The sequence below is a fragment of the Streptomyces sp. CB01249 genome (genome assembly GCF_001905735.1).
Classification (GTDB): Bacteria; Actinomycetota; Actinomycetes; order Streptomycetales; family Streptomycetaceae; genus Streptomyces.
In genome coordinates, this window is sequence record NZ_LISW01000001.1 from 1,292,646 (window position 1) to 1,304,378 (window position 11,733).

An 11,733-nucleotide genomic window follows, 5' to 3' on the forward strand; every position below is an offset into this window, starting at 1 on the left:
GATCCGGCGTACTGCTTTGGTAGTACGGCAGTGGTCCGGGTGTCCTCCTCCTGACGGTAGTCCTCCGCGCGCCGGACGTCAGAAGGATCTTGCCGAGGGCGGCCTTCACGGGACCGACACGGATGGTGTCCGTCCGACCCCTTGACGCGGTCACAGCGGAATCCAAGAATGATCGCGCTCTGACAACGTTGTCCTAAGGAGTCTCACCATGCATCGGACCCCACGGCCGGGACTGCGCGGCCCGGCGGCCGTACTCGCCGCCGCCGCGCTCCTGGGCGGTGTCCTCCTCCCCGGGGCCACGGCCGAGGCCGCCCCCCGGAGCGACGGCCGGCTGACCGATCTGGTCAACCCGTTCATCGGCACCCAGAACGAGGGCAACACCTACCCCGGCGCCTCCGTGCCCTTCGGCATGGTGCAGCTCTCGCCGGACACCGGGCACAACACCGGTTACGACTACGGCGAGAACCACATCCGCGGCTTCTCCTCCGTCCACCTCTCCGGCGTCGGCTGCGGCCTCGGCGGCGACCTGCCGACGCTGCCCACCACCGGCGACGTCACGGAGACCGACTACGCGAAGTACGCCGCGGAGTTCAGCCACGACGACGAGAAGGCGAGCCCCGGCTACTACCAGGTCGGGCTCAAGACCGGCATCGAGGCCGAGCTGACCGCCACGCAGCGCACCGGCGTGCAGCGCTACACCTTCCCGGCCACCGACAAGGCCAACGTCCTGCTCAACGCGGGCCAGTCGCTGCACCGGACGCTCTCGTCCGACGTGGAGATCCTGGACAACCGCACCGTGCGGACCGCCATCACCGGCAGCGGCTTCTGCCAGGACACCAAGCCGTACACGGTCTACACGATCACCCGCTTCGACCGCCCCTTCACCACCTCCGGCACCTGGAACGGCGACTCGGTCACCGGTGCGAAGAAGTCCACGGCCACCGACGCCCGCAACGGTGCCTGGCTGCGGTTCGACACCACCAAGGACCGCACCGTCGAGGCCACCACGGCCCTCAGCTACGTCGACGCCAAGGGCGCCGCGCTCAACCTCCGCGCCGAGGGCGGCCACAGCTTCGACCACGTCCTGCGCTCCGCCGAACGCACCTGGGAGGACCGCCTCGAAGGCGTGAAGGCCCAGGGCGGCAGCGACGAACTGCGCCGGACCTTCTACTCATCCCTCTACCGGTCCTTCCTCGCGCCCAACGTGGGCAGCGACGTGGACGGCCGCTACACCGGCTGGGACCAGAAGAAGCACCGCGCCGTCGACGCGCACGGGACTTTCACGTACTACCAGAACTGGTCGCTCTGGGACACCTACCGCACCCAGGCCCAGCTGCTTTCCCTGCTCGCCCCGCGCGAATCCCGCGACATGGCGATATCCGTCCTGCGTATCGACGCGGAGAGCGGCTGGCTGCCCAAGTGGGGCTACGGCACGGTCGAGACCAACATCATGACCGGCGACCCGGTCACCCCCTTCCTCACCAACGCCTACCAGCAGGGCCTGCTGAAGGGGTACGAGGAGGAGGCGTACCGCGCGCTGAAGAAGAACGCGGACGGGGTGCCGCCCACCGACTCCGCGCCCGTGGGCCGCGAGGCCAACGTCCAGTACCTGAAGGACGGCTTCGCCCCGTACATCAAGGACCGGCCGCACGCGAAGCCCGGTGACTCGGACTTCGACCACGGCGCCTCCGCGACCCTGGAGTACGCCCTCTCCGACGGCATGCTCGCCGAGATGGCCCGCGACCTCGGCCACAAGGCCGACGCGGCCCGCTACGACGCCCGCGCGCAGAACTACCGGAAGATCTTCGACCCCTCGACCGGCTTCTTCCGCGCCCGCGACGCCGCCGGTGCCTTCACCGGTCCCGCCGACCCGGCCGAGAGCGAGGGCTTCCACGAGGGCACGTCCTGGCAGTACCAGTGGCTGGTCCCGCAGGACATCCCCGGCATGGTCGACCTCATCGGCGGGAAGGACGCCGCCAACCAGCGGCTCGACTCGTTCTTCGCGTACGACAAGCTCCTCGCCGACCCGGCGAAGACCGCCCGCGAGGTGTGGGTGAACGGCCCGTACGCGTACTACAACGCGGACAAGTACAACCCGCAGAACGAGCCCGACCTGATCGCCCCGTACACCTACCTCTCCACCGGCCAGCCGTGGAAGACGACCGACGTGGTCCACGCGGCCCTGACGCTCTTCACCAACGGCCCGACCGGCATGACCGGCAACGACGACCTCGGCACGATGTCCGCCTGGATGGTGCTCTCGTCCATCGGCGTCTTCCCGGTCCAGCCGGGCACCGACACCTGGGGCCTGTCCACGCCCGCGTTCGAACGCGTCGACATCAAGCTCGACCGCCGCTACTACCCGCGCGGCGCGCTGACCGTCAGGGCCCCCGGCACCTCGGACGCCGACCGCTACATCCAGTCCGCCCGGCTCGACGGCGCGACGCAGTCGCGTACCTACCTGACGACGGACGACATCCGCTCGGCCCGCTCGCTCTCCTTCACGGTGGGCGACGAGCCGTCGGCGTGGGGCACCTCGCCCGAGGACGCTCCGCCCGCCCTGGACTGACCGGGCGGCCGCACGGCCGAGCGCCCTTCTCCCCGTCGGCGGGGAGAAGGGCGCTCGGTGTTTGCCTCTTCGCTACGCGGGAAGCGGCGGGTCGATCGCCTCGGCGACGCTCGGGAAGACCGGGACGGCGCTGTCCAGGCCCAGAACGGAAATCAGCCGTTCCATGAAGACGGAGGGTGCGGCGAGCCGCAGCCGTGGGCCGAGGGCCGTCTGTCCCTGCAGCAGCACGTTCACCGTCGTGGAGTCGGCGAAACTCACGTCCGAGAGGTCCACGACGACCGGCCCGGCACCCTCACGCGACGCGTTCTCCAGCGCGGTGCCGAGGGGCGCCACGTTGTCGATGTCGAGGTCACCGGTTACAGCGAGCACCAACGCCCCACGTTCATGCCGTGGGACGATCTGCATGGCTCTGCCGGCGCTGGGCGGTGGAAGCACGTTCACCTCGTGTTGCACTGGGCGGCGGGGGTAACGCCGCGATCGGACGGGCAGTCCGATTCTGCTCCGTCCCTGCTCGCGGCGGGAATGCTCAACGATAAAAGTAACAGTTGCCATTTGACAACATTCTTCGTGGGGCAACAATCTGTACCGAACGATCAACGTGAGCGCCCGTCCGAGCGGCGCCTTCGGAACGCGGAAGCAGGGGCGTGCATGAAGCTAGGCGCTGTCCGCGACATCGTCGCGAAGCCGGGCGGCGGTACTCCGCTCACCGGTGAGCCGCTGCGATGCCGCCGAGCGGAAGGCGGCGAGCCCCACGGCCAGAGCCGCGACCTCGGAGGGTTGCATCCGCTCCAGCACTGCGGTCAGCTCCCGCGTGCGGATCGCCCGGTACTCCTCCAGCAGCTCCCGGCCCTGAAGGGTCAGCCGGAGCTCGACCTCCCGGCGGCTCGTCGGGCTCGGATCGCGCTGGACCAGGCCCATGGCCTCCATCCGGTCGCACAGCCGGCTCACCGACGGGGCCCGCGAGCCGAGCGCCTCCCCGAGCGAGCGCAGATTGCTCCCCTCCTGCTGCTCGATGACGAGGAGCGCGCGAAGCTGGGAGGGGGAGACAACTCCCCGGGCGGCGGCCTCCTGGCCACGCCCCCACAACACCTCCAGAAGTTCGGACGCGGCACAGACGTCCTCGGACACCTGTTCAGGGCGGTGAGGGAGTCCGGTGCGGTGGGGCATTCTTCCACTCTGTCACCCGTAGCGTGCTCCTGTCAGCCTGGCTCCGCTCCCGTTGGCCACCGAAGAATGGGCGAAACAGCGTGAATGCCCCCACGGATATCGAACGAGCGCTCCGCGCGGCGCCGCCGTATGCCCTGGTGAAGACGGTGCGCGAGATCCTCGCGAAATCGTACGGAGCCCTCTCGGTGCAGCTTCTGCTGGCGGATTACGGAATGACCGTGCTCAACCCGGTCGACGCCGGCGACGGACCCGGGCAGCCGCTCTCCCTGAACAACAGCCCGCAGGGCCGCGCCTTCGGCAGCCAGCGCCCGCACCAGGGCCGCACCGGCTCCGACGACGCGGCCGACCACCACTTCCCGGTCACCGTCCGGGGCGAACGCCTCGGCATCCTCACCGTCCGGCTGCCGTCCGCGCGGGCCACCCCGCAGATCACGGACGACCTCACCCATGTCGCGGACCTCCTCGGCCACGAGATCGTCGTGGCCGAGCGGGACACCGACCACTACCAGCGGGCCCGCCGCACCACGCGCCTCACCCTCGCCGCCGAGATGCAGTGGCAGCTGCTCCCGGCCAGGTCCTTCGTCGCCGCCGAGTACGCCATAGGAGCCCAGCTCGAACCCGCCTACGCCATCCACGGCGACAACTTCGACTGGGCGGCCGAGGGCGACCAGCTGAGCGTGGCCGTGACCAACGGCCTGGGGGAGGGCATCCGCGCCTCCCTCCTCACCAACCTCGCCGTCAACGCGCTGCGCAACGCCAGAAGGGCCGGGATCGGCATCGCGGACCAGGCGGCCCTGGCCGACCAGGCCATCTACGAGCAGCACCGCGGCGCCGCCCACGTCTCCACCCTGCTGCTCCGCTTCGACCTGCCCACGGGGTCCGTAGAGGCGGTGGACGCGGGCTCCCCGCAGCTGTGGCGGCTGCGGGGCCGCACGGTCACCCGGGTCGCGCTGGACGCCCAGCTCCCGCTGGGGATGTTCGAGGAGTCTCAGTACGTCGTCCAGCACCTCCAGGCCCGCCCGGGTGACCGGCTGCTGCTCGTCAGCGACGGGGTCTACGACGCGATCACGCCCGCCGGCGAGACGTTCGCGGAACGCGGCCTGCCCAGGGCCGTCCTCGCCACCCGGCTGCTGCCGGCGGCCGCCGTGCCCGGCGCGGTCCTGCGTGAACTGGCGGAACACCGGGTGTCCGACACCCTGGACGACGCCCTGGTCATGTGCATCGACTGGTTCGGCCGGCCCGAGGCCAGGGGCTGAGCCCGAGGCGATCGCTTGTCGCTCGAGCCCGGGCCGGGACACCGCCCGCCCGGCTCAGCTGCTGAGCGTGAACTCGGCCCGGATGCGCTTGCCGACCGGCACCCGCTCGGCCGTGACACGGTCGCAGAGAGCCACCACGATCTCCATGCCGTGGCCGCCCAGGCGGCTCGGGTCGGGGGCGTAGAAGACGGGCAGCGCGCTGCTGCTGTCGTACACCGTGATGCTGATCCGCTCCGCCGTGCCCTCCAGCTCCAGCAGATACGGGCCGTGGCTGTAGCGCTCGGCGTTGGTGACCAGCTCGCTCACGGCCAGCATCAGGTCGTTACGGGTGTGCGTGCCGAGCACGGCCATCCACTCGGACACCAGTCGGCCGAGAAAGCGGTCCGCCAGTGCCCGCGCCTGGGAAATGCACCCCGGCTCACCGTCGAACACCTCGGCGCTGTGCAATGCCTCCGTGGGCGGACAGCTCCGGGGGGAGTCGTCCGGCGGGGAGATCGCCTGTTCGTTCATGTGCTCCAGCCAGGGCGCAGCGGGGAGGTCGCAGACCTCTTTCTTGTGATCGTGTACCCGCGTCGGGAGATCCCACTCCCATGCGTCGTCAGCGAATATTACGCGCGGCCGGGAAGCCGCACCACGGTGACGAAGAAGTCGTCGATCTGCCGGACGGCCGCGATGAACTGGTCCAAATCGACCGGCTTGGTCACATAGGCGTTGGCGTGCAGTTTGTAGCTGCGCAGGATGTCCTCCTCGGCGGAGGACGTCGTGAGCACGACGACGGGGATCAGCGCGAGCTCCGGGTCCTGCTTGATCTGCTCCAGCACCTGGCGTCCGTCGTACTTCGGCAGGTTCAGGTCGAGCAGGATGAGATCGGGCCGGGGCGCGTCGGCGTGGGCACCCCGGCGGTACAGGAAGTCGAGCGCCTCCTCGCCGTCGCGGGCCACATGGAGCGTGTTGCGGATCTTGTTGTCCTCGAACGCCTCACGGGTCATCAGCTCGTCGCCCGGGTCGTCCTCGACCAGAAGGACCTCGATGGGCTCTACAGGGGTGTTCACGTGGTCGCTCCGGAGATCTCCGCAGGGGCTGCGGCGTCGTTGGTTTCCGCGGGTTCGGGTTCGGGCTCGGGGTCGGCGGGCAGCGAGAAGTGGACCCGCGCCCCCTGACGGGAATCGGGATCGAGCCAGATCCTGCCCCCGTGGAACTCGATGATCTTGCGGCACAGGGCGAGGCCGATGCCCGTCCCGTCGTACTCGTCACGGGCGTGCAGGCGCTGGAAGATGACGAAGACCTTCTCCGCGAACTCCGGCGCGATGCCGATCCCGTTGTCCGCCACCGTGAAGTGCCAGTCGTCGCCCTCCCGCTCGCAGCCGACCGTGATCACGCACGGCTCGTCGGCGCGGCGGAACTTCACGGCGTTCCCGATCAGGTTCTGCCAGATCATCGCGAGCGTCGTGGGGTCGCCGGTGACCGAGGGGAGCGGGTCCTCGCGGACGACCGTGGTCCCCGACTCCTCGATCACCATCCCCAGGTTGGCCAGCGCCCGGTCCAGGGACCGGTCCAGCTCCACGGGCGTCCAGCTGTCGTGGACCCGGCCGACCCGGGAGAACGTCAGCAGGTCGTTGATGAGCACCTGCATGCGCTTGGCGCCGTCGACCGCGAAGTCGATGTACTGCTTGCCGCGGCCGTCGAGCTCGTTCCCGTACCGCTTGTCCAGCAGCTGGCAGAACGAGGCGACCTTCCGCAGCGGCTCCTGGAGGTCGTGCGAGGCGACGTACGCGAACTGCTCCAGCTCCGAGTTGGACCTGCGCAGCTCCACGGTCTGCTGCGCCAGCACGTCCTCCCGCTCCTGCACGGCGTCGAGCTCGGCCACCAGCCTGCCCCGCATGTCCTCGACCGCGGCGGCCACCGCCCGTACGTCGGCGGGCCCGCGCACCTCGATCCGCTGGCGGCGGAAGCTGCTGGAGCGGACCCGCCGGGACGCCTCGGCCAGAGCGTTCAGCGGCCGCCCCACGGTGCGCTGGAGCAGCATGCTGAGGGCGATCACGCAGAGCGCGAACACGACCAGCAGGGCGGTGAGCACCCGGTCGCGGGTGTGGCGGGCGTCGTCCAGCTCACCGCGCACCCGGTCCCGGGCGTCGTCGAGATGCGCCTGCTGGGTGCCGTACAGCTGCCGCAGCTTGTCGAACGCGGCCTTGCTCTCGGCCGTCCCGGCGGCCGAACGCGCCCCGGGCCCGTCGCGCCGGACATCGGCGATCAGCGGGTCGGCGTGCACCCGGCGCCACTCCGCGGCGGCGGCGGCGATCCGGTCCAGGTCGCGGCTGTACGGCTGCTCACCGCCCATCGCGGAGCGCACCCGGGCCAGCCGGTCCGTCTCCTCCTTCTTGCCGGCGGCGAACGGCTCCAGGAACGAGTCGTCACCGGTCAGCACATAGCCCCGGACCCCCGTCTCCTGGTTCAGCAGCGCGTTCTGGAGCTGGAAGGAGGCGGAGCGGGCGGGCTGGATGCGGTCCACCAGCTCGGTGGTCCGGTCCGAGATGCCGGCCAGGACCAGGCCGCCCGCGACCACGCAGCCGCAGACGACGAGGACGAAGGCGCCCAGGATCAGATGGACCCAGTTCTGTACGGACAGCCGCGCCCACCTGCCGGCGGGCTGTACGACGGGGTCCGGTATCTCACTGCTCATGCGGGGTGCTTCTCCAGCCGAGGTGCAGGACGGCGACGTCGTCGGCGAGACCCCCGTGCGGGGCCGCGGCCTCCGAGGCGCCGGCGACCAGTGCGTCGATGAACGGGCGGGCGCCGAGCGGCGCCAGCTCCCGGGCCATGTCGAGCAGCCCCTCCTCGCCCAGCCGGCTGTGCGGTCCGGTGCGCCCCTCGAAGAGGCCGTCGGTGAACAGGACGAGGGCGGCGCCGGGCGCGAGTTCCACATCGGTGACCGACCACTGGCCGTGCCCGGGCAGCAGCCCGAGCGCCATTCCGCCCTCGGGCTCCACCCAGTCGACCTCCGAGCCGTGCCGGAGCAGCAGCCCGGGGTGGCCGGCCCGCATGACGCGGACGCGGTCGCGGCCGGGCGGGAAGGCCAGCGAGGTGACCGTCGCGAAGACATGGGGGTCGGAGCGCTCGGCCACCAGGATCGACTCCAGGAGCCCGAGCTGTTCCAGCGGGTCGGTTCCGCACAGGACGGCGGTGCGCCAGGCGACCCGTAGGCACACCCCGAGCGCCGCCTCCGCCGCACCGTGCCCCGACACATCGCCGATGACCGCCCACACCGTGCCGTCCGGCGTCTGGACCACGTCGTAGAAGTCACCGCTGAGCAGCCCGTGGGCCCGGCCCGGCTCGTAGCGGGCGACGGCCTGGAAGCTGTCGTCGTTCAGCAGGGGCACGGGCAGCAGACCGCGTTCCAGGCGCGCGTTCTCCTGCGCCATCAGCTGGTTGGCGCGCAGCGCGGAGGCGGCCCGCTCGACCTGCTTGCGCTGGAGGGCGTACCGGATGGCGCGCGCGAGGGCCTGCGGATCGAGCAGCCCCTTCATGAGGTAGTCCTGTGCGCCGGTCGCCACGGCGGCGAGCCCCGCGTCGGACTCGGCCAGGCCGGTGAGCACCACGATCGCGGCGTCGGGGGACGTCTCCACGATCTGGGTGACGGCCCTCAGCCCGTGCACGTCGGGCAGATGCAGATCGAGCAGTACGCAGACGGGAGCGTGGTGCGACCGCAGGAAGGCCAGGGCCTCGGACAGGGTCTTGCACCAGGTCAGCGTCGGGTCCAGCTCACCGTCGGCGAGCATCTCCTCGACGAGCAGGGCGTCACCCGCGTCGTCCTCGACCAGCAGAATGGTGCCGCCGACGTCCCACACTGAGTCGCGGTCGTCCGCCTCGGATGCCGCCTGGACCGGGAAGGCCCCTGGGACGGGAGGTCGGGCCGGGGCGCCCAGGCGCATCTCAGCCACGTTTCACTCTCTCCTTGTACCGAGCGGGCCGCCCGCCGGTGTTGCGCAGCATATGTGAACGACGCCCGGCGATCTGCCGCCGGGCGTCGTTCACATCGTCTTCGGCCACACTCCGTCGGTGTGTGACCGGATTGGAGAGGGTCAGGCCTCCACGGACATCCCCGCCCGCAGCCGCTTGACGATACGGGCGAGCAGCCGGGACACGTGCATCTGCGAGACCCCGAGCTCCGCGCCGATCTGGGCCTGCGTCATCTCCTCGCCGAACCGCATCTGGACGATCCGGCGCTCGCGCTCGTCCAGCTGCTCCAGCAGGGGCGCCAGCGTGTGCAGGTTCTCGACGGTCTCCATGCCGGGGTCGGCCTCACCGATCACATCGGCCAGCGACCGCTGCTCGTTGCCGGAGTCCGTCTCGGCGGTGGGGGTGTCGATCGAACCCGCCGAGTACCCGTTGGCCGCGACCAGGCCCTCGATGATCTCCTCCTCGGAGAGATCGAGGTGGGCGGCCAGCTCGGCGACCGTCGGATCGCGGTCCAGCCGCGCCGACAGCGCCTCCTTCGCCTTCGCCAGATCGACCCGCAGCTCCTGGAGACGGCGCGGCACGTGCACCGCCCAGGTGGTGTCGCGGAAGAAGCGCTTGATCTCGCCGACGATATAGGGGACGGCGAATGTGGCGAACTCCACCTCGCGCGAGAGGTCGAAGCGGTCGATGGCCTTGATCAGGCCGATGGTGCCGACCTGGATGATGTCCTCGGTGTCGTCACCGCCGCGGTTGCGGAACCGCGAGGCGGCGTACCGCACCAGCGAGAGATTCATCTCGATGAGGGTGTTGCGCGCGTACTGGTACTCGTGCGTGCCCTCCTCCAGCGTCTGCAGCTGGTCCAGGAACATCTTCGAGAGGGCCCGGGCGTCCTTGGGGGCGACCTTCCCGGTGTCCTCGATCCACGGCAGCTCCGCAGTCCCCGCACCGAGGGGTGCGCCGTCCTGTACGGGGAGCGTGCACGCGTCGCCGAGAACTCCGTCGGTCTGCTCCGTCGTGGTCGCCATGATGTGTGGCCCCTCCTGCTCGCCAAGTGCTTCGCACACCGCCTGCCCCGGATCCGTGAGGCCATGCACAACTGATGCGAAACTTTTTTGCGCGCCTTCCGCCGGGCCCCGTGCTCACCCGATCGGAGCAGCGCGTGGATCATGGCAAACTTGACCGAGCCCCACGTCCCCGGTGAGGCCGGCGGCACGAGCACAGAGGAACGGCGATGACGGTGACAGAGGACGGCCCCGAGATCGTGGCCGGGACCGAGACCTTCGGCCCGGGTATCGACCCCGAGCGGCTGGCCGTCTGCCTGAGCGTGCTCGACGAGCTCGACACCATCGAGGTCGACCACCCGGACGCCATCGCGGTGCGCCGGGCCACCGCCGGGATCTACCGGACCGTGAAGCAGCGCCGGCGCCAGGAGCGCCGGGCCGCCAAGACCGCGCACGACAAGGCGGTGACCGAGGCCACCGCCACCGGCTCGGCCGAGCGCATCGACGACGAGACCCAGGGGGTCCTGCCGTCCTCGTCCGCCCGGAGCGAGATCGCCGGCATCCTCCAGCGGCCCCGGTCCTGCTACGTGTGCAAGACGCGGTACGTCGAGGTCGACGCGTTCTACCACCAGCTCTGCCAGGACTGCGCCCGGGAGAACCGCGCCCGCCGCGACGCGCGCACCGACCTGACGGGCCGCCGGGCGCTGCTCACCGGCGGCCGCGCCAAGATCGGCATGTACATCGCGCTGCGGCTGCTCCGCGACGGGGCGCACACCACGATCACCACGCGCTTCCCCAACGACGCGATCCGCCGCTTCAAGGCGATGGAGGACAGCGACGAGTGGATCCACCGCCTGAAGATCGTCGGCATCGACCTGCGCGACCCGGCCCAGGTCGTCGCGCTCGCCGACTCCGTGGCGGCCGAGGGCCCGCTCGACATCCTGATCAACAACGCGGCGCAGACGGTCCGCCGCTCCCCGCAGGCGTACAGCGAGCTGCTGTCCGCCGAGTCCGCCCCGCTGCCCGCCGGTGAGCTGCCCGCCGCCGAGGTCATCGGCACCTTCGGCAGCGGCAGTGTCGACCGGGTCGCCGCGCTGCCCGCCGCGCGCAAGGAGTCCCTGAGCGCCCAGGAGGTCACGGACCTGGCCCTGGTCTCCGGTTCCGCGTCGCTGGACCGGATCGCCGCCGGTACCGCGATCGACGCGGGCGGTCTCGTCCCGGACCTGCACGACACCAACAGCTGGATCCAGACAGTCGACGAGGTCGAGCCGATCGAGCTGCTGGAAGTCCAGCTCTGCAACTCGACCGCGCCGTTCATCCTGATCAGCCGGCTCCGTCCGGCCATGGCGGCCACCGCCGCCCAGCACGCGTACGTGGTCAACGTCTCCGCGATGGAGGGCGTGTTCGGCCGGGGCTACAAGGGCGCGGGCCACCCGCACACCAACATGGCCAAGGCCGCGCTGAACATGCTGACCCGCACCAGCGCCCAGGAGATGTTCGAGAAGGACGGCATCCTGATGACCGCCGTCGACACCGGCTGGATCACCGACGAGCGCCCGCACCCGGACAAGATGCGGCTGGCCGAGGAGGGCTTCCACGCCCCGCTCGACCTGGTCGACGGCGCCGCCCGGGTCTACGACCCCATCGTGCGCGGCGAGGCCGGCGAGGCGCTGTACGGCTGCTTCCTGAAGGATTACGCCCCCGCCAACTGGTAGGGGAGCGGGGGCGGTCGCCCCGGAATGCGGAGACCCGGCAGGGATGATTTCCTGGCCGGGTCTTTTCC

Annotated in this window: 10 protein-coding genes; 3 read left to right on the plus strand and 7 right to left on the minus strand. The window is 70.6% G+C overall.

Going from position 1 to position 11,733, the window contains the following annotated elements:
- The first annotated feature begins 208 nt into the window (after positions 1–208).
- Positions 209–2,569: a GH92 family glycosyl hydrolase gene (locus AMK18_RS05455; RefSeq protein WP_073861849.1), complete on the plus strand. Its 2,361-nt coding sequence runs from the start codon at positions 209–211 to the stop codon at positions 2,567–2,569.
- Positions 2,570–2,641: 72 nt separating this feature from the next.
- On the opposite strand, the gene AMK18_RS05460 is transcribed toward AMK18_RS05455, so the two are convergent.
- Complete coding sequence (locus AMK18_RS05460) at positions 2,642–2,974, minus strand: STAS domain-containing protein (protein WP_026171109.1); 333 nt, start codon at positions 2,972–2,974, stop codon at positions 2,642–2,644.
- Between the two features lie 249 nt (positions 2,975–3,223).
- Positions 3,224–3,736: a MarR family transcriptional regulator gene (locus AMK18_RS05465; protein WP_026171108.1), complete on the minus strand. Its 513-nt coding sequence runs from the start codon at positions 3,734–3,736 to the stop codon at positions 3,224–3,226.
- A gap of 80 nt (positions 3,737–3,816) precedes the next feature.
- Here AMK18_RS05465 and AMK18_RS05470 point away from each other — a divergent pair, with 80 nt between their 5' ends.
- On the plus strand, positions 3,817–4,992 hold the full coding sequence (locus AMK18_RS05470; protein WP_198956940.1) for a PP2C family protein-serine/threonine phosphatase: 1,176 nt from the start codon (positions 3,817–3,819) through the stop codon (positions 4,990–4,992).
- Between the two features lie 54 nt (positions 4,993–5,046).
- Here the strand turns inward: AMK18_RS05470 and AMK18_RS05475 are convergent, their stop codons facing one another.
- The 5 genes from AMK18_RS05475 to AMK18_RS05495 all read right to left on the minus strand — a co-directional run bounded on the left by AMK18_RS05475 (position 5,047) and on the right by AMK18_RS05495 (position 9,974).
- Positions 5,047–5,502: an ATP-binding protein gene (locus tag AMK18_RS05475; RefSeq protein WP_018099958.1), complete on the minus strand. Its 456-nt coding sequence runs from the start codon at positions 5,500–5,502 to the stop codon at positions 5,047–5,049.
- A 98-nt stretch (positions 5,503–5,600) separates the two neighbouring features.
- Complete coding sequence (locus AMK18_RS05480; RefSeq protein WP_018099957.1) at positions 5,601–6,044, minus strand: response regulator; 444 nt, start codon at positions 6,042–6,044, stop codon at positions 5,601–5,603.
- Complete coding sequence (locus AMK18_RS05485; RefSeq protein WP_073861851.1) at positions 6,041–7,672, minus strand: sensor histidine kinase; 1,632 nt, start codon at positions 7,670–7,672, stop codon at positions 6,041–6,043. The genes AMK18_RS05480 and AMK18_RS05485 overlap by 4 nt, the downstream gene beginning before the upstream one ends.
- On the minus strand, positions 7,662–8,921 hold the full coding sequence (locus tag AMK18_RS05490) for a PP2C family protein-serine/threonine phosphatase (protein WP_073861852.1): 1,260 nt from the start codon (positions 8,919–8,921) through the stop codon (positions 7,662–7,664). Before AMK18_RS05490 ends, AMK18_RS05485 begins: the two co-directional genes overlap by 11 nt.
- 150 nt (positions 8,922–9,071) lie before the next feature.
- A complete protein-coding gene (locus tag AMK18_RS05495) occupies positions 9,072–9,974 on the minus strand; it encodes an RNA polymerase sigma factor SigF (RefSeq protein WP_018099954.1) in 903 nt (300 codons plus the stop codon).
- 206 nt (positions 9,975–10,180) lie between these two features.
- Between AMK18_RS05495 and AMK18_RS05500 the strand changes: the two genes are divergently transcribed.
- Positions 10,181–11,665, plus strand: coding sequence for an SDR family NAD(P)-dependent oxidoreductase (locus AMK18_RS05500; RefSeq protein WP_073861853.1), 1,485 nt, complete (start codon positions 10,181–10,183; stop codon positions 11,663–11,665).
- Positions 11,666–11,733: the final 68 nt, after the last annotated feature.

What these genes read in the sequence shown, in the direction of transcription:
- AMK18_RS05500 (WP_073861853.1), top strand. Translation starts at nt 10,181, where the DNA reads ATGACGGTGACAGAGGACGGCCCCGAGATCGTGGCCGGGACCGAGACC.
- AMK18_RS05465 (WP_026171108.1), bottom strand. Translation starts at nt 3,736, where the DNA reads ATGCCCCACCGCACCGGACTCCCTCACCGCCCTGAACAGGTGTCCGAG.
- AMK18_RS05485 (WP_073861851.1), bottom strand. Translation starts at nt 7,672, where the DNA reads ATGAGCAGTGAGATACCGGACCCCGTCGTACAGCCCGCCGGCAGGTGG.
- AMK18_RS05455 (WP_073861849.1), top strand. Translation starts at nt 209, where the DNA reads ATGCATCGGACCCCACGGCCGGGACTGCGCGGCCCGGCGGCCGTACTC.
- AMK18_RS05460 (WP_026171109.1), bottom strand. Translation starts at nt 2,974, where the DNA reads ATGCAGATCGTCCCACGGCATGAACGTGGGGCGTTGGTGCTCGCTGTA.
- AMK18_RS05475 (WP_018099958.1), bottom strand. Translation starts at nt 5,502, where the DNA reads ATGAACGAACAGGCGATCTCCCCGCCGGACGACTCCCCCCGGAGCTGT.
- AMK18_RS05495 (WP_018099954.1), bottom strand. Translation starts at nt 9,974, where the DNA reads ATGGCGACCACGACGGAGCAGACCGACGGAGTTCTCGGCGACGCGTGC.
- AMK18_RS05490 (WP_073861852.1), bottom strand. Translation starts at nt 8,921, where the DNA reads ATGCGCCTGGGCGCCCCGGCCCGACCTCCCGTCCCAGGGGCCTTCCCG.